Annotated in this window: 16 protein-coding genes; 7 read left to right on the forward strand and 9 right to left on the reverse strand. The window is 58.8% G+C overall.

All coding sequences use genetic code 11. From position 1 onward, the window contains the following. The first annotated feature begins 196 nt into the window (after positions 1–196). A complete protein-coding gene (locus ACWFTY_RS05680; protein WP_447526398.1) occupies positions 197–1,378 on the forward strand; it encodes a hypothetical protein in 1,182 nt (393 codons plus the stop codon). 16 nt (positions 1,379–1,394) lie between these two features. On the opposite strand, the gene ACWFTY_RS05685 is transcribed toward ACWFTY_RS05680, so the two are convergent. Together ACWFTY_RS05685 and ACWFTY_RS05690 are read right to left on the reverse strand one after the other, a co-directional pair. Beyond that, entirely contained in the window at positions 1,395–2,528 is a 1,134-nt protein-coding gene (locus ACWFTY_RS05685) for a TIGR03032 family protein (protein WP_447526399.1), read from the reverse strand. 122 nt (positions 2,529–2,650) lie between these two features. Next, positions 2,651–2,833, reverse strand: coding sequence for a DUF1674 domain-containing protein (locus ACWFTY_RS05690; protein WP_447526400.1), 183 nt, complete (start codon positions 2,831–2,833; stop codon positions 2,651–2,653). Positions 2,834–2,918: 85 nt separating this feature from the next. Here ACWFTY_RS05690 and ACWFTY_RS05695 point away from each other — a divergent pair, with 85 nt between their 5' ends. After that, complete coding sequence (locus tag ACWFTY_RS05695) at positions 2,919–3,800, forward strand: M48 family metalloprotease (RefSeq protein ID WP_447526401.1); 882 nt, start codon at positions 2,919–2,921, stop codon at positions 3,798–3,800. 60 nt (positions 3,801–3,860) lie between these two features. On the opposite strand, the gene ACWFTY_RS05700 is transcribed toward ACWFTY_RS05695, so the two are convergent. From ACWFTY_RS05700 to ACWFTY_RS05710, 3 genes are all read right to left on the reverse strand, one after another. Next, positions 3,861–4,973: a hypothetical protein gene (locus ACWFTY_RS05700; protein WP_447526402.1), complete on the reverse strand. Its 1,113-nt coding sequence runs from the start codon at positions 4,971–4,973 to the stop codon at positions 3,861–3,863. Further along, positions 4,970–5,281, reverse strand: coding sequence for a PadR family transcriptional regulator (locus tag ACWFTY_RS05705; protein ID WP_447526403.1), 312 nt, complete (start codon positions 5,279–5,281; stop codon positions 4,970–4,972). Before ACWFTY_RS05705 ends, ACWFTY_RS05700 begins: the two co-directional genes overlap by 4 nt. Before the next feature lie 200 nt (positions 5,282–5,481). Beyond that, on the reverse strand, positions 5,482–5,814 hold the full coding sequence (locus ACWFTY_RS05710; protein ID WP_447526404.1) for a hypothetical protein: 333 nt from the start codon (positions 5,812–5,814) through the stop codon (positions 5,482–5,484). Between the two features lie 580 nt (positions 5,815–6,394). Here ACWFTY_RS05710 and ACWFTY_RS05715 point away from each other — a divergent pair. The 5 genes from ACWFTY_RS05715 to ACWFTY_RS05735 all read left to right on the forward strand — a co-directional run bounded on the left by ACWFTY_RS05715 (position 6,395) and on the right by ACWFTY_RS05735 (position 12,304). Further along, positions 6,395–7,672 (forward strand): RsmB/NOP family class I SAM-dependent RNA methyltransferase, encoded by a 1,278-nt coding sequence (locus ACWFTY_RS05715; RefSeq protein WP_447526405.1) that lies wholly within the window; start codon positions 6,395–6,397, stop codon positions 7,670–7,672. A 121-nt stretch (positions 7,673–7,793) separates the two neighbouring features. After that, positions 7,794–8,456 (forward strand): ribulose-phosphate 3-epimerase, encoded by a 663-nt coding sequence (gene rpe, locus ACWFTY_RS05720; RefSeq protein WP_447526406.1) that lies wholly within the window; start codon positions 7,794–7,796, stop codon positions 8,454–8,456. Beyond that, positions 8,453–10,240 carry a heparinase II/III family protein gene (locus tag ACWFTY_RS05725; protein WP_447526407.1) on the forward strand — a complete coding sequence of 596 codons (1,788 nt, stop codon included), beginning with the start codon at positions 8,453–8,455 and terminating at the stop codon, positions 10,238–10,240. Before rpe ends, ACWFTY_RS05725 begins: the two co-directional genes overlap by 4 nt. Positions 10,241–10,242: 2 nt before the next feature. Then, entirely contained in the window at positions 10,243–11,835 is a 1,593-nt protein-coding gene (purH, locus tag ACWFTY_RS05730) for a bifunctional phosphoribosylaminoimidazolecarboxamide formyltransferase/IMP cyclohydrolase (protein ID WP_447526408.1), read from the forward strand. 178 nt (positions 11,836–12,013) lie between these two features. Beyond that, positions 12,014–12,304, forward strand: coding sequence for a DUF167 domain-containing protein (locus tag ACWFTY_RS05735; RefSeq protein ID WP_447526409.1), 291 nt, complete (start codon positions 12,014–12,016; stop codon positions 12,302–12,304). A 207-nt stretch (positions 12,305–12,511) separates the two neighbouring features. Here the strand turns inward: ACWFTY_RS05735 and ACWFTY_RS05740 are convergent, their stop codons facing one another. The 4 genes from ACWFTY_RS05740 to ACWFTY_RS05755 all read right to left on the reverse strand — a co-directional run bounded on the left by ACWFTY_RS05740 (position 12,512) and on the right by ACWFTY_RS05755 (position 17,678). Then, positions 12,512–12,919 carry a DUF3035 domain-containing protein gene (locus tag ACWFTY_RS05740; protein ID WP_447526410.1) on the reverse strand — a complete coding sequence of 136 codons (408 nt, stop codon included), beginning with the start codon at positions 12,917–12,919 and terminating at the stop codon, positions 12,512–12,514. A 55-nt stretch (positions 12,920–12,974) separates the two neighbouring features. Next, positions 12,975–13,502 (reverse strand): signal peptidase II, encoded by a 528-nt coding sequence (lspA, locus tag ACWFTY_RS05745; RefSeq protein WP_447526850.1) that lies wholly within the window; start codon positions 13,500–13,502, stop codon positions 12,975–12,977. Positions 13,503–13,658: 156 nt separating this feature from the next. Continuing rightward, positions 13,659–16,550, reverse strand: coding sequence for an isoleucine--tRNA ligase (ileS, locus tag ACWFTY_RS05750; protein ID WP_447526411.1), 2,892 nt, complete (start codon positions 16,548–16,550; stop codon positions 13,659–13,661). A gap of 204 nt (positions 16,551–16,754) precedes the next feature. Continuing rightward, positions 16,755–17,678, reverse strand: a complete 924-nt coding sequence (locus ACWFTY_RS05755) for a bifunctional riboflavin kinase/FAD synthetase (RefSeq protein WP_447526412.1) — start codon at positions 17,676–17,678, stop codon at positions 16,755–16,757. Positions 17,679–17,730: the final 52 nt, after the last annotated feature.

Genomic DNA, 17,730 nt, shown 5'->3' on the forward strand with positions numbered 1-17,730 from the left:
CAAAACCGGTTTCGCTGGCAATATGTAGACGCAGCGAGGCAATTTGCAAAGCAGGCCTTGGGACGAGCCCTTTACCGGCGGACCGGACCGGGACCCGGTAGACTTTCGCGCAAAATCTGTCCAAGGACGGGCAACGGCGGATTTGGTTCGCCGGTGCCTTGGAAGAAGATGAGGTCGGACATCCGATGGAAGACATATGAGTTCCGCATCATCTATTGATCCCCAGCGCATCGGCTTTCTGTTCAATCATGACGAATTGCATCAGGTCGCCCATATCGCGCCGATCATCTCCGCGCTGCAGCGACAGGCGCCAACCGCGCGCGTCGAAGTCATCACCTCCAGCGAACGGCAGGCCGAGGCGGTGCGGCAGTTTCTCGATCCCGCCTTGCCGACCCCCGCTTTTTGGTCGATCCGCCCGAATCGCTGGAGTCGGCTGGCCGAGAATATGCTGGGCAAGATGGTCCCGCTCAACCGGCTGAGCAGCCTCAAGCGAAGCACCGACCTGTTCCGCCATTTCGACGCGCTGGTCGTGCCGGAGACCACGACAACCTTTCTCAAGAAAAACCATCCATCGGACCGGCCAAAGCTGATCTTCTTTCCCCATGGTGCGGGTGATCGCTCGATCGGCTTCTCGCCGGAAATAAGCCTGTTCGACTATGTGCTGCTGCCCGGCGAGAAGACCCGCGACCGGATGCTGGAGGCCGGGGTGATCCGCCCGGACAATCACTGCATCGTCGGCTATCCCAAATTCGAAGCTTATGTCAGCCGTCCACCAGTGAAGCTGTTCGACAATGACAAACCGACTGTTCTCTACAACCCGCATTTCGATCCGTTGCTGTCGTCATGGTTCCGCTTCGGCGAACAGATTCTCGACCATTTCGCCGACCAGACTGCCTATAATCTGATCTTTGCGCCGCATGTCATGCTGTTCCAGCGCAAGCTATTGGCGTCGGTCGAGCACCGCTTGCTGAAGTTCCGCCAGCGCATCGATCCGCGCTACGCCGCGCTCGACCATATCCATATCGACACCGGCAGCACGCGCAGCGTCGACATGACCTATACTAGTGCCGCCGATATCTATCTCGGTGATGTCAGCAGCCAGATTTACGAATTTATTCAGAAACCACGCCCGGCGATATTTCTAAATTCCCACGATGCCAAGTGGCAGGGCAATGCCAATTATGAACATTGGAATTTCGGACCGGTGCTGGATGATATAGCCGATCTGGGTCCGACGTTGGAGGCCGTCTCGCCGCTTTCGGACCCGTTTCGAGCGGCACAGACGCGCGCCTTCGCTCATTCTTTCGATATGGATAGCCGGGAATCGCCGTCGCAGCGCGCCGCATTGGCGATAGCTGAATTTCTCGCCCTGCCGTAACGCGGCGAGCCGGACTCTATATAGCGGACGGTTCGATCGTCAGAAAGTCCCTGATCTCGACCGAATTCGGCCCCAGAGTGATCGGGTTCTGCACGCCGGGCAGGACACAGATATCGAACAATTCGGTAATCGCGCCCTCGAAGCGCAGCCATTGCGCGAGCTTGCCGGTCGACTGCGACACGATCTGGATACCGCACCAGGCCGTGCTGTCTTTTTCCTTCAGCAGGCCATCCAGCGCCAACCCCTCGAAATGGCCCTTGCGGGGTTTGGACAGGGTGACAAAGGCATGATCATTGTGGAAGGCCAGACCGCGCAAAAATCCGGGAAAAAACACCAGCGGCACGAAGCGGCGATCAGCCGGATCCAGCCAGCCGAGTTCGCCGGTCCCCGAATTGAGCAGCCACAGCCGATCATCATGGAAGCGCGGACTGTGCGGCATCGACAGACCTTCGGCGAGGATCGCATTGCTCTCTACATCGATGATCAGCCCGCCATCGTCCCGGCGATCCCGCCAGCCATTGGCGACGTTCGAGCGAGCGGCGGCGCTAACATATTTCGGCTTGCCGTCGACCATTGCCAGACCGTTAAGATGGCAGCGGTCCTCTGCCACAATCTCGCTGATAAATTCGGGTTTCCAGACCGGCTTGAAACTATGCGTCAGGCTCGGCTCGCACAGGCAGTTGAAGCGGGTGTTGACGAAGACGATCTTGCCATTGTCCTGAATACCGATTTCGTGGATGTCGACATTGCCGGTGGTCTGCAGATTGCGCGGCACATAGACCTTGTCATGCACCTGATTGGCCGTCTGGCCGGGCCCCAGAACATTTTCCATGCGGACAATCTGGGTCAGCGTGCCGAGATAGATGCGGCTGGCATCGCCGGTCACACCCATCGCCTGCGGATAGACCGCTTCGTGCATCGCCAGCTTCCCGTCCGAACCATGGCCGATCAGATAGAGTCGCCCGGTCTGGTAGGATGTAAAGCCGATGGAAATATCATTGGTTTTCAGGAAAGACGACAGCCCGGGCGAGAAGCTGATATCGATTTTTCCGGCTTCTGCAGCAGCGGTCGGCGCGACATCGGTCGGGACATTTCTGTTTTCGGGTGCGATAGTTTCGACGCCATCCGCGCCCGGCTTGTCGTTGCTCACAATATCGCTCCCGCGCCGCTATCGGCTTCGATCAGCGATCTTTCCATAAAAGCTCGGTGGCGCAAAGGCTTAAATATGGATGCCCGCCGGATGCGCCGCCCGGAGATCAGCCTCGCGGGCCGTCAGAAATCGACCGCTATGCCCTTATGCTCCCAGTCGCCATAGCGGGTCGGGCCTTTGTCAGTGGCGATTTCCCCGGCCTTTTCGAGCGGGTCGGGTTCGGGCACGGGCTTGTTCGGAGAAAGATGCGCAGGCGCCTTCACATGGGCGGGTCTCTCGCCGGGTTTTCTATCGCTATCGGTCATATTTTCGCCTGTCCGCCAAATTGAATCGCTCCGCCTCAAACCCTATATTGAGGTCAGAACGAACATATTCAAGCGAGTAGAGACGATGAAATTCATGAAGACAACCATGTTGCTGGCAGCGTTGACCGCGCTGTTCATGGTATTGGGCTACTCGCTGGGCGGTAGCGGCGGCGCGGTCATCGCCCTGCTGGTTGCGGCGGGCATGAACCTGTTCACCTACTGGAACGCCGATAAAATCGTGCTGAAAATGCACAATGCGGTAGAGATAGATGCCAAAAGCCACCCCGAATTCTACAATATGGTCAAAAATCTGTCGAAACGCGCACAATTGCCGATGCCGAAAGTCTATATCGTCGACCAGGCCCAGCCCAACGCCTTTGCCACCGGACGCGACCCCGAACATTCGGCCGTTGCGGCAACCACCGGCTTGCTTAAAATGCTCAGTCATGACGAGATCGAAGGCGTCATGGCGCACGAACTCGGCCATGTGAAAAACCGTGATACCCTGATCATGACGATGGTCGCGACAATCGCCGGTGCGGTGTCGATGCTGGCTAATTTCGGCCTGTTCTTCCGCGACCGCAACGCCGGGCTCGCTGGCCTGATGGCGGTATTGATCGCGCCCTTTGCCGCGATGATCGTGCAAATGGCGATCAGCCGCACCCGCGAATTCGGAGCGGATGCCGCAGCCGCTCAGATTAGCGGCAAGCCCCTGTCACTGGCCTCTGCGCTAGCCAAGATTTCGGGCGAAGCAGCCCGTATCCCGAACCCGGTGGCGGAGCGCAATCCGGCTGCGTCTCAATTATATATTGTACCGGGAGGGGTGCGCCAGATGTTCTCCACCCATCCCGCGACCGAAGACCGGATCGCCGCCTTGCAGGCAATGGCGCGTGACGGTAGCTCCGGCGTTTGGGCCGGTGAATTGGGTAGCAGGCGCAAGCCGAGCGCGCTCGATCCCACGCGATAGGGTTGCGGGATTATCGTCTGACGGCTTATCCGATTTCGTCCGAAACTAGCGTAGACTGGCTCAAATCGCGAAGGAAGGCGCATTGGTTCGAAGCGGCGGCGTTGCTTCATTTGCTTCGGACGAGCTTTCGGGGTCATCGTCTCTCGCTAAATGCGCATCGGTCGCGGGTTGCAGAAATATCAGACTCAGGAAATAGCCGATGATCGCGCTGGCTCCATAGCCGACAATCGGCGTTGGATAGGCACCCATGGCTGCGGCGGCGATCAACGTCGCCCAGCACGATGCAAACACATAATGTATGATGCTGCGCTCGGCCTTTGGTGTGAATAATATCGGGCAGACCAGCAAAATGCAGCCGGCCCAGAGCAACAGCCCGACCCAAAGGCCAATATCAAACGCGCTCCACAATATATGATCTACAAAGGGCACCGCTGGCAGGCGGTCCGGCAGCAACAGCGTGGTCGCGAATGTCATCGCGCAGAGTACCGCCGCGCTCGCAGTCAGCCTATTTGGCCGCATCATGCCGACTATGGCGACCGCCACAAACAGCATCGCTGCCATCGCCCGGTCGGGCTGCGCTGCCATCGCGAAGGCTGCGACTATAATCGCCACTGTGGTTCGAAAATTCTGAATTCTGGCAAAACAGACTGCAATCAGCGGCAACAATATCAGGCTGGTCTGGATGAAAAACGGCCCGATCAACAGCCACCGTCTGGCATCCTCGATGGTGTATCCGAAAATCGCGGTGCCAAGCAGAATGAACGCGCCGATCAAGGCGATCGCAGTCACCACCGAATCTGTGGTCCGGCCCGAGAGCCTCGGGGAAAGGGCCAGCAAAATGCCGATAACAATAGCGCCGCCATTGACCAGTATCTTGCTCAGCGGAGCACCGGAGGCAAGCAGATAGGTTAAACCAATCAAGCCCGCCGCTACACCCGCAACGAATGTCAAAATCACGAATCTGTCTTTCACGATGCTGCTCCCTGTTTTTGCGGTTAGACTGTCTGGTTCGAGACGAAATCGGCAGCAGGCAATCAGACAGCCCAAGGCAAACGCCATCCGATCTCTGCCACTTTCGATCACCGACATTTCCGCCGCCATCGCCTGCGCCCATTTTTTGCGATGATCAGGCGCTAACCAGAGGATCAACTGTTCGAGCGCGCGCCGCATCATATCGGCTTCGCCCGCAACTGTTGGCCGGAGACGTCATGCTTTTCGACGAGCAGGCCCTTCGCCACAACGCGTCCGGCCTCGGTGAGGCTGTAAATATGGCGGGGAGGGCGGCCCTCCACGCTTGGCTCCTGCCATTGAGAGGACAGCATTGCCTGGTCCTCCAGTCTCGCCAGCATCGGATATAATGTGCCCGGCTTGATCCCGGTGATCTGCATGATGTCGTAACCATGCAGGCTCTCGGGCGCATTGAACAGGGCAATCAATGCCTGTCTCGTCGCTTTCGATGGTGCCCTCGGTTTTCGCATCATTACTATATCGATATATATCGACTTAATGTCAATCGGGTTTTTGTTGCGGGTCCCGGCAATGTGCCGCTTCGATTTGGCTGCCAGCATCCCCAGCCGAGCAAACACAGAAAAGGCCGGATCAAGTCCAGCCCGCTTCATTTGCTCATCAAGGCACGGCAGAGATCAATCTCCGCCGTGCCTGCTATTTTACTTGAATCAGATTACTCGGCAGCAGCGAGCATTTCGTCATAGGCAGCGCAAGCTTCGGCAGCGCCAAAGCTTCCGTCAGCAGCGCCTTGCTGCATCTTCTCTTGAACTTCCTGCATCTTGCTGGCCATTTCCTGCATCGCTTCCGGATCGCTGGCCAGAGCCTGCATCTTCGTGGCGAGTTCCTGAGCCTTGGCCATCATGGTTTCCTGAGTGCATGCTTCGGAGGTTGCAACTTCAGTGGCTTCTTCCGGTGCGGCAGTTTCCGACGTCTCGTTGCTGGTACCGCATGCACTGAGCGCAAAGGCGCTCGCAAAAACTGCCAAGGTTGCAATCGAATTTTTCATAGTTGTTTCCTGTTTTTTCATTGAATGCCGCCTTTGCTGGCAATGCGCCATGGTCCGGCAGCGGACGTAGTATTTTTCACTGATTGTGGATCAGCAAAATCCCGGATTGATCCATCAATGGTCCTTGCCGACAGCTTCCTCGCGTTACAAACAATGCCATATTCAAAACCATCCACCATATGTCTCACGCCGGATGGCCCACTATTTGCGATCCCAGAGAGTGGGGTCGCGGGAAAAAACGGTGATGAACAGAGCAGTAGTGATAGGTGAGATAGTCATCGTCGAAGGACCTGGGATTAATCCAGACTTGGACATAGCGTGCTCCTCGAGCGCACGAGTGATGTAAGTCACAATAGCACGAGCAAGCTGGTCTATGGGGCGCAATGACGGATCGAAGCAATTTCCCGACCGGCAACGCTGACAGCTAGCCACCCCATCCGCAATTTTTAATTTTCGTCCCAATCGCACTCCATCCAAAAGCTTGATCGAAACGCGGGAAGGTCTATGCGGTGCGGCAGCGCAAGCCATCCGGTTTGCGCATGTCCCGGCTTTACGGGGCAAGTCAGTGCGGAACAGAACAATGAACGAACCCAATAACAAAGTCCCCGGCCTCGCCACGCGCCAGTCCGCTATTCGTCTGCTGGACGCCGTTTGCCGGCGCGGCGAGACGCTGGATCAGGCGATGCCCGCCGCTACGGGCAAATTGTCCAACCCTTCGGACAAGGCGCTGGCGCATAATATTGCCGCCAATGTATTGCGCTGGATGAGCGCGCTTGATGCGATGATCGACAGCGCGACCCGCAACCGGCTGGCCGACGATGCCAAGGCGCGGATGGCGCTGCGCATCGCGCTGGCGCAGGTGCTGATCCTGGACACGCCGCAACATGCCGCGATTTCTACCGCGCTGCCGCTGGTCCATGGCGGACCGCGCCGGCTGGTGCACGGTGTATTCTCGACTGTTATGCGCGGTGTCGAATCGGGCGAACTGAAACTGCCCGAATATCCTGAAATTCCCGGCGAAACGCTGGATCGCTGGACCAATAACTGGGGCGAGGATGTCGCCAATGCCGCCAGCCAGGCTTGGGCCACGCCCGCACCGCTTGACCTCAGTTTCCAGTCCGATGATGTCGGCACGCTGGAAGGCGACAAGCTCGCGCCGAAACATCTCAGGATGCTTCCAAATCTTCCAGTCACCGGGCTGGACGGCTTTGATGAAGGCCAGTTCTGGGTACAGGATCTGGCCGCCTCGATTCCCGCACGATTGTTCGGCGAAGGCAAGGGCCGGACCATATATGATCTCTGCGCCGCCCCCGGCGGCAAGACCATGCAGCTGGCCAGTGCCGGCTGGAAAACCGTCTCTGTCGACAATAGCGCTAAAAGAATGGAGCGGTTTCAGGACAATCTGAAGCGCACCAATTTGCAGGCCGAAGAAATAATCGTCGACCTGATGCAGTGGGAACCGGCGGAAGCCGCCGATGCCGTGTTGCTTGACGCGCCGTGCAGCGCCACTGGTATCTACCGGCGACATCCGGATGTGCTGCATTGTATCGGCTCTCGCCAGATCGAAGACCGCGCAGAAGTGCAGCGCGCCTTGCTCGACCGCACAGCCGCCTGGGTGAAGCCCGGCGGGACCCTGGTCTATGCCGTTTGCTCGCTCGAACCCGAAGAAGGCGAGGAGCAGATCGAAGCCTTTCTCGAGCGCCATGACCAGTTCGCCATCGATCCGGTTGGTGATGACGAGCTGCCGACCGGGATAGCGCCGACCGAATCCGGCTGCGTCCGGACGTTGCCGGATACGCTAACCGAAAAGGGCAATGTCGACGGATTTTTCATCGCGCGGCTGGTTCGCAAAAGCTGATCTTCTACATATTGTGAACCTGTCCCCAATCTGTCCACAAGGGACTGTGGTTCCTGCCAGAATAGCGTCTTGCTTGCCCCGTATAAAAATCCTACTGCCGGGCATAGTTTAAGGAAGTGCCATGTCCGACAGCATCCGTATCGCCCCTTCTATCCTTTCTGCCGATTTCGCCCGGTTGGGCGAAGAGGTGCAGGCCATCGACAAGGCCGGCTGCGACTGGATCCATGTCGATGTAATGGACGGCCATTTTGTCCCCAATATCACGATTGGCCCAGCAGTGGTCAAAGCGCTGCGGCCGCATAGCGCCAAGCCGTTCGACGTTCATCTTATGATCTCTCCGGTCGATCAGTTTCTCGAAGCTTTTGCCGAGGCAGGCGCGGATATCATCTCCTTCCATCCGGAAGCAGGCCCGCATCCGCATCGCACCGTCCAGACCATCCAGTCGCTCGGTAAGCAGGCCGGGCTAGTGCTCAACCCGGCGACTCCGCTCGATATTCTCGATTATCTGATCGACGATCTCGATCTAATTCTGGTGATGAGCGTCAACCCGGGTTTTGGCGGGCAGAGCTTCATCGACAGCCAGCTGCGCAAGATCGAGGCGATCCGCAAGCGCATCACCGCCACCGGCAAGGATATCCGGCTGGAAGTCGATGGCGGTATCGATCTCAAAACCGCACCGCAGGCAATTGCCGCCGGCGCTGACACATTGGTTGCCGGCACCGCAACCTTCCGCGGCGGACCGGATCAATATGCTGCCAATATCCGCGGTCTGAGGGGTGAATGACCACCGGCAGATCTGACCGGCTGGATCTGGGCGATGGCGACCCGGACCAGCCAGACACATATGACGAAAATGACGATATAGGCGAAGGCCGCAGCCTGACTTTGCGCCACGATCGCGACCGCGGCCAGTCGCTCGCCCAGCAAGCGACAATGCTCTACTACCGGATGACCTGGCGGATGCCGATGCACCGGCTTCGTCTGTCGGGAAAATTGCCCTTGCGGCTTCTGGCGGTACCGGTTGACCCGGTCGATGGCGACCGGGTGCAGGGCATGGCGGTGCGCGCCGGTTTTTTCCTGTTCCGCGGTCTGAAGAAAAAACACGACAATATCGATTTTGCCGAGCTCAAGCTGCCGCCGCAATTTGAAGATTATGTCCACCGCTTCCAGTGGTTGCGCGATCTCGATACGGCGGCTTCCCGCGATCAGGCGGTGCCGGTGGCGGAAAAGCTGATGAACCAGTGGCTTGATGCCAATGGCGACACCATCCGTCAGCCGGCCTGGCGTCCCGACAATTGTGGCTGGCGATTGCTGATCTGGGCCAGCCATGCGCCGCTCATCCTGTCCTCGCGCGATCTGATCTACCGTTCGAAACTGCTCAACAATATCGCCCGGACCGCCCGCCATCTCGACCGCACCGCAGACAAAGCGAACAGCAGCCTCGGCCGGCTGGTGGCTTGGAGCGGTGTAGTCGCGGCTTCCCTGCTGCTGCCCGAGGGACGCGTCCGCCAGATTGTCGGCGAAGCCGGTCTGGAAAAAGCGATGGGCGAGTTTTTCTTTGCCGACGGTGGGTCTGTCTCGCGCTCGCCGCTCAACCAGATCGACGCGGTGATCCTGCTGTCGATGCTGAAACAGGTCTATATCGCACGCAAGGAAGATGCACCGGTCTTTTTGGAGGAAGCGCTGAACAAGGCGGTGCCGCCGCTCACCGCGCTGACCCATTTTGACGGCACGATGGGCAACTGGCAGGGCAGCGGGGCCACATCGGCGGAACAGATCGCGCAAGTGGTGGAGGCCAGCGGAGTTCGGGCCAGACCGCTGCGGCAGGCGCATGAATGGGGCTATCAGCGGGTTTCTTCCGGCCGTTCGGTGATGGTTCTCGACGCCGCGCCGCCGCCGATAGCGCGCATGGCGGTCGCCGGTTGCGCCTCGACACTGGCTTTTGAATTCTCCAACGGGGATTGCCGGATCATCAGCAATTGCGGCGGCGCGGGGCTGGTCGGCGCGACCATCCCGGCGGCGCTGGCGCGAGGCCTGCGGACCACCGCCGCGCACAGCACCTTGTGCATCGCCGACAGCAACAGCACTTCTATTCTCCCCGACGGCAAGCTCGGTCGCGGGGTCAGCGAAGTCGAACTGTTCCGCCGCGACGTCGAAAATGCGACCCGGCTCGAGGCCAGTCATGATGGCTATGCCAAGCGCTTTGGTCTGGTCCACAAGCGGTTGTTGCTGCTGCGCTCGGACGGGCTGGAGCTGCGCGGCGAGGATATGCTGATTCCGGATGGCAAGAAGCGCCGGCGGCGCAAGAATGATATCGAATATGCGCTGCGCTTCCATCTCGGGCCTGATATAGAAAGCGACCTGATCTCGGAAGGCAAGGGCGTCCTGTTGCGTCTGAAGGACGGAAATTTGTGGCAATTCCGCTCGACAAGCGGACAAATCAAACTGGAAGAAAGTGTCTGGGTCGACGGCATGGGTATAGGCCATGACGTCATGCAGATGGTGATTTCCGGCGCAGTGGGCAAGGGCGGTGGCGCCACCGGCTGGCTGCTCAAACATATGGGGTAATGATGACAGAGAATATCAAAATCAAACGCGCGCTTTTGTCGGTTTCGGACAAGAGCGGACTGGCCGATCTCGGCAAGCAGCTGTCGGCGATGGGCGTCGCGCTGATCTCGACCGGCGGAACCGCCAAGGCCCTGCGCGAAGCCGGCCTCGAGGTCGCGGACATCAGCGATGTGACCAACTTCCCCGAAATGATGGACGGGCGGGTCAAGACGCTGCACCCCAAGGTCCACGGCGGCCTGCTTGCCCGGCGCGATGATGCCGGTCATGTCGCTTCGATGGAAGAACATGATATTGCCGGGATTGATCTGGTGATCGTGAATCTCTACCCCTTCGCCCAGACCGTCGCCAAGGGCGCGGAACGCGACGAGATTATCGAGAATATCGATATCGGCGGACCCTCCATGGTGCGCAGCGCGGCAAAGAATCACGATTTCGTCACCATCGTCACCGACCCGTCCGACTATGCAACATTGCTGGCCGAGTTGCAGCAGAATGACGGTGGCACATCAATAGCCTTTCGCAAGAATATGGCCGCAAAGGCCTTCGCCGCCACCGCCAGCTATGACAGCATGATCGCCCAGTGGTTCGGCTTCTCCGACCAGGGCAAGATGTTCCCCGATGTGCTGCCGATCACGATGAGCCGTCCGGTCGAATTGCGCTATGGCGAGAATCCGCATCAGAGCGCCGCGCTCTATCTGCCCGACGGCCCGTCCGCGAGCGGCATTGCGCAGGCCGAGCAGTTGCAGGGCAAGGCGCTCAGCTATAATAATTACAACGACGCCGACGCTGCGCTCGAGCTGGTCAGCGAATTCCGCGACGGCCCGCCGACCGTGGTCATCGTCAAGCATGCCAATCCTTGCGGCGTCGCCAGCGCGGACAATATCCTCGACGCCTATAAAGCGGCTCTGGCCTGCGACAGCGTCTCGGCATTCGGCGGCATAATCGCGGTCAACCGCCCGCTTGACGGCGCGGCGGCGGAAGCGATGACCGGCATCTTCACCGAAGTCGTCTGCGCGCCGAGCGCGAATGACGAGGCCAAGGAAATCTTCGCCAAGAAGAAAAACCTGCGCCTTCTACTGACCGGTGAACTGCCCGATCCGGCGCGCACCGGCATGGGCTTCAAATCCATTGCCGGCGGCTTCCTGTTACAATCACGCGACAATGGCCAGATCGCCCAGGCTAAGCTGAAATGCGTCACCAAACGCCAGCCGAGCGAGCAGGAAATGGCCGATTGCCTGTTCGCCTGGACAGTCGCGAAACATGTCAAATCCAACGCCATTGTCTATGCCAAGGGCGGCGCGACCGCAGGTGTCGGCGCAGGCCAGATGAACCGGCTTGAATCGGCGCGGATCGCGGCGTGGAAAGCCAAGGATGCGGCGGAGAAAGCCGGCTGGAGCGAGGCCCGTACCATCGGGTCGGCAGTGGCCTCAGACGCCTTCTTCCCCTTCGCCGACGGCCTGCTAGCCGCGGTCGAGGCGGGCGCCACCGCAGTGATCCAGCCCGGCGGATCAATCCGTGATGACGAAGTGATCGCAGCAGCGGATGAAGCGGGACTCGCGATGCTGTTTACCGGCATGCGCCATTTCCGGCATTAGGAACTTGTGCCCCTGCGAAGGCAGGGGCCCATCTCCTGAACTACAGTCTTTATACGGGCGCTTTTGGCAGCGCGCTGTCGGCTCAAGCGCATGCACACTTCAACCAGACCGCGCGAACGGGATTTTACGAGATGGACTCCTGCCTGCGCAGGAGCACAAGCATCACTCCGGAACGATAATGGCAAAAAACAAATCATTCCCGCCCCGTGAAGAGCTGTTCTCGCTGATCATTGGTGGTGAACTGACCGTGAAAGTGACTCCCAATGCGGGGGACAACAGCATCAGCCTGCCGGACGGAAAGGGACCTGCCGGCATATTGTCGATCCGTGTCACCGCTACTCCGGAGAATGGAAAAGCCAATGCGGCGGTTTTGAAACTGCTGGCCAAGGCGCTCGGGTTGCCCAAAACATCGCTGGAAATCGTGCGCGGCGGTAACGCGAGAACCAAGGTCATCGCTATTCCGGATTGAGCATTGCCTATGCCGTGCGGGAGAGGGTTGCACTTCCTTCAACTATGCAGATGCTCCCCTGTGCAGGCAGGGGCCCATCTCCTGAACGAACGTCTGCACATTGGGATAGCTAGAATAGAGCGCTGCTGGCTCAAGCGCTGGCGCACCTCAACCATAGGCTATGATCTGGGTTTTTCGAGATGGATCCCTGCTTTCGCAGGGGGAGAATCACTCCGGCGTTGCGGCTTGTGCGTTCTGTCCGTCACCTTCGGGTGCGGCGATGATGTCGCGGGTTACGCTGCCCTTGTCGACGGTGAAGGTTTCCGGATCGCCGACCGAGGAGCGAATTCCGGCATCGGAGTCACCGGCCATGCCAACGACTGCGGTTTCGGTGACGCTGCGCGCTTGCGGACCGCCGAACAGGGCTTCCAGCGTCTGCTGCTGTAAACCGCCGGATTGCGGGCGAGGCTGGCCGGGCTGTGGCGGGGTTAGCGTGAAATCGGGCGGGATCACCAGCGGAGGCTGGCGCGAAACGGCGAATTCATCGGGCCGTTCGCGGTCAAACAGCCCACTGGAGCCGCAGGCGGTCAAGCTGGCCAGCGAAACAAGGCTGATGGCGACGGTGGATTTACGCATGATATTATCCCTCAAAAATCTCTTACGGAGCCTGATAGCGCGCTCCTGACACAGGTCAACTTTCGTCAAGCTGAACATCGTCTTTTGTATCGTCCTTCTTTTCGCGGATTAGCAGCGCCCGCGCAAGCAGGATAACCACACCGATGCTGATACAGGCATCGGCGAGGTTGAAAATCAGGAACGGCCGGAAATCGCCGAAGTGGAGATCGGCAAAGTCGGCAACATAGCCGAGCCGCGCGCGATCGACGATATTGCCCATCGCCCCGCCGAGCACCATGCCGAGCGCGATAATGTCCCACTTGGCTTTTTCGCGGTTCATCCAGATGAAAACGGCAACGCCGATCAGACCGGTCAGCGTGACCAGCGCCCATCGCTGAAAATCGGTCGAAGCGGTGAGAAATCCCATCGAAACCCCGTAATTTTCCGCCCAGGTCAGGTTGAAAAACGGCACCAGCTCGATCTGGCCGCGGACCGGCAGCTGCAGCAATTGCATCACGACAAATTTGCTTGCCTGGTCGAGGAAGAAGATCAGGAAAGCGATGATCAGGCCGATGCGGCGGTAGTTTTTGATCTGGTTGGTCATATCAAATTCCATCCCGAGCAGCGCAATGGTGAGAGATGGAGTCGTCATCCTGAACTGGTTTCAGGATCCCTCTCGACAGAGCGCCAAGCCTGGTGGGGTCCTGAAACGAGTTCAGGATGACGATTTTCTGGTTCCGGCTGACGAATGGAGAGCGGTTCACGCCACCACCTCTGCACAACGATCACAAAGCGCCCCATCCTCTTCCACTTCGGGAAGCAAACGCCAGCAGCGTCCGCATTTGTGGTTGCCGGTCTTGGTAACAGCGATTTCCGCGCCATCGGTGACCTTCGCGACAATCGCCAGCTCGGCAAATTCTTCCGTGCTGATCGGCAAACCGGTCATCGGATAGACAACTTCGGCCTCAAGGCTCGAGCGGATGGTCTTCTCCCGCCGCAACGGCTCGATGGCTACGGTGACTTTTTCACGCGCGTCGCGAATAGCCTGCCATTTGCCAGCGAGATCAGCGTCGGTCCAACCGGCATCAACCTCGGGCCACTCTTTCAAATGGATCGAGTCATTCTCATCCGGGAACCGGCTCTGCCAGATTTCTTCCGCGGTAAACACCAGCACCGGCGCGATATAGCGGGTGAGGGCGTGAAACAATATGTCCATCACCGTCCGGTAGGCCATGCGCTTCGGATCATCCGGCGCGTCACAATAGAGGCAATCCTTGCGGATATCGAAGAAGAAGGCGCTCAGGTCTTCTTGAGCAAAGGCGTTCAATGTCCGCATATAGGGACCGAAAGCAAAGTCGTTGACGTGCTGTTTCAGCTCCGCATCAACCTCGGCCAGCCGGTGCAGGATATAGCGTTCCAGTTCCGGCATATCGGCCACCGCCACGCGCTCGGCGTCGGTAAAGTCGCCAAGACCGCCGAGCATATAGCGGAAGGTGTTGCGCAGCTTCCGGTAGCTGTCCGAAACCCCTTTCAGGATTTCATCGCCGATCCGGTGATCCTCGGTATAATCGACACTCGCCGCCCACAGCCGCAATATATCCGCGCCCTGCACATCGATGATCTTCTTCGGATCGAGCGTGTTGCCGAGCGATTTCGACATTTTCTTGCCGGTCTTGTCGAGCGTCATCCCGTGGGTCAGCACGGCTTTATAAGGCGCGTGACCGCGTGTGCCGCAGCTTTCGAGCAGGCTCGACTGGAACCAGCCGCGATGCTGGTCGCTGCCTTCCAGATAGAGGTCCGCCGGGCTGCGCTGCTCCGGCCATTTGCCGCTTTCCAGCACAAAGGCGTGGGTGCAGCCGCTGTCGAACCAGACGTCGAGAATATCGGTGATCACTTCATAATCATCGAGCGCATAGGCGTTGCCGAGAAATTCCTGATGGTCGGCGTTGAACCAGGCATCGGCTCCGCCGGTCTTGAACGCCGCGATGATCCGAGCATTGACCGCCGGATCGTTGAGATATTCGCCACTCTTGCGGTCAACATAAAGCGCAATCGGCACGCCCCATGCGCGCTGGCGCGACAGCACCCAGTCGGGGCGGCCCTCGACCATCGATTCCAGACGGCGACGTCCGCGTTCGGGTACGAAGCGGACTTTGTCCCGGATTTCATGCAGGGCGGTTTCGCGAAGGGTCTGCCCGCCGGCGGCTTCCATCTCACTATCCATCGGCACAAACCATTGCGGCGTGCAGCGATAGATGATCTTCGCCTTCGAGCGCCAGCTGTGCGGATAGCTATGGGTAAAATCAGCGCTGGCGGAGAGCAGGGCGCCGGCTTCGCGCAGGTCCGAGCAGATCGGGCCTTCCGGGCCGTTGAATTTCTTGTTGATCACCCCGCCGGCGCGCTCGTCGCCGCGTGGCAGCCATTCCCAGTCGTCGCGATAGACGCCGTCGGCATCGACCGCGAATACCGGATTGATGCCATTGGCCTTGCACAGATCAAAATCATCCTCGCCATGGTCGGGCGACATATGGACCAGGCCGGTACCCGCATCGGTGGTGACGAAATGCGACCCATCGAGGAACGGGCGCGGCTTGGTGTAGAATTCGCTGTCCGGAAATTTGTCGGCCATCGGGTGTTTGGCTGTAGCTCCGGCTAGTTGGGAGCCTTTGCCGCGCCATCCAATATGGGTTCCGGCAGGATCATAGAATTCAAGTCCAGCGCCGGAGTGGCGACCTGTCCCTTGGTTCGTCCGATCAAGAAATTCGAGCAGCAAAGGCTCGGCGATCAACAATTTTCGAACATCGGCCGTCGGCATAACTTGCCCAGAGGATAGGAATTCTGCGGATCCAATCGGATCAGTCCACAAAACATACTCAATATCGGACCCATAAGCCAAAGCTTGATTAACCGGAATCGTCCACGGCGTGGTCGTCCAGATCACCGCATGCGCGCCAACCAGTTCGGGCGCATTCGGCGCATCCACAATCTCGAACGCCACATCGATCTGCGTCGAGACAATATCCTCATATTCCACCTCGGCTTCGGCCAGCGCGGTTTTCTCGACCGGCGACCACATCACCGGCTTGGCGCCGCGATAGAGCTGGCCGGCCTCGGCAAATTTCAGCAATTCGGTGACAATCGCCGCTTCGGCGTCATAGTCCATCGTCAGATAGGGCTTGTCCCATTCCGCCAATACACCGAGCCGCTTGAATTCCTCGCGCTGCACATTGACCCAATTGTCGGCATAGGTGCGGCACTCGGCACGGAATTCGCTGGCCGGAACCTCGTCCTTGTTCCGCTTTTTCTTGCGATATTGTTCCTCGATCTTCCATTCGATCGGCAGGCCGTGGCAATCCCAGCCGGGCACATAAGGCGCGTCCTTGCCGAGCAGGCTCTGCGAGCGGACGACCAGATCCTTCAGCGTCTTGTTGAGACTGTGGCCGATATGGATATTGCCATTGGCATAAGGCGGGCCATCGTGAAGGATGAATTTCTCGCGACCGGCGCGGGCTTCGCGCAGTTTCTCGTAGAGACCAATCTTCTGCCAGCGCTCCAATATTGCCGGTTCCTTTTGCGCAAGGCCGGCTTTCATCGGGAAATCGGTTTTCGGCAGGAAAACCGTGTCTTTATAATCTGCTTTGGGATCGGTCATGATCGCGGGGATTAGGGGACGCAAGGCGCGGGTGCAAGCGAGATTTGTGCGCGTGCAACAACCGTCCGTCCTGAGCCTGTCGCGCCGAAGGGCGAGCGAAGGTTAATGACCGTTGTCGGGGCGAGAGGTGGTTCGACAAGCTCACCACGAACGGCAGACAAGGGCAGGGCTGACGGCAGGCATGCTCACTACGAACCGCTCAACTCAACCCAGCAACTCTCTCGCCTTGTCGCAATCCTTTTCCATCTGCACCTTCAGCGCATCGAGATCATCGAACTTCTCTTCCCCGCGCAGGAAATGGTGCAGTTCGACCTCGATCATCTGACCATAGAGATCTTCGCTGAAATCAAAGAAAAAAGGCTCGAGCAATTCCTTCGGCGGATCGAAGCTCGGGCGAATGCCCAGATTGGCCGCGCCATTAAGCACCCGGCCATCGGGCAGGCGGCCCTTCACGGCATAAATCCCGTATTTCGGCCGCAGATATTCGCCGATATCGATATTCGCGGTGGGATAGCCGAGAATCCGGCCATTCTTGTCGCCGTGGATGACCTCGCCGCAGATCGCAAAAGGGCGGGTGAGCAGCCGATTGGCTTCTTCGCATTGCCCCTCTTTCAGCGCAGCACGAATGCGGCTGGAGGAGATCACATCATCGCTGTCGCTGATCGGGCTGACCGCTTCGCTTTTCAGTCCATGCGTTGCGCCGACTTCGCGCAATATGTCGATATTGCCCTTGGCGCCCTTGCCGAAAGTGAAATCCGCTCCCGTGACAACGCCCGCTGCGCCGAAGCGATCGACCAGCAATTTGGTGATAAAGTCCTCTGCCGTGGTTGCTGCCAGTCCGGCATCAAATTCGAAAACCAGCATCGCGCTCGCGCCCGCATCGGCAAACAGCCGCTGACGCTGGTCAAGCGACGTCAGCCGGAAAGGCGCGACATCGGGTTTGAAAAAGCGCACCGGATGTGGATCAAATGTCGCGATAATCGCCGGACGACCTTCGTCCCGCGCCCAGCTCAGCGCCTTGCCGGCGACGGCCTGATGGCCGAAATGGAATCCGTCAAAATTGCCCAGCGCAATAATCGCCCCGCGCAGGTCACCTTCGATCCGGTCATGTCCGTTCAGTCTGATCATCGAATCGCTATTGCGGGATTTTGCATTTCATTCAACAAGTTCGTCATGCCCG

The organism is Parasphingorhabdus sp. NYA22, from assembly GCF_976973735.1.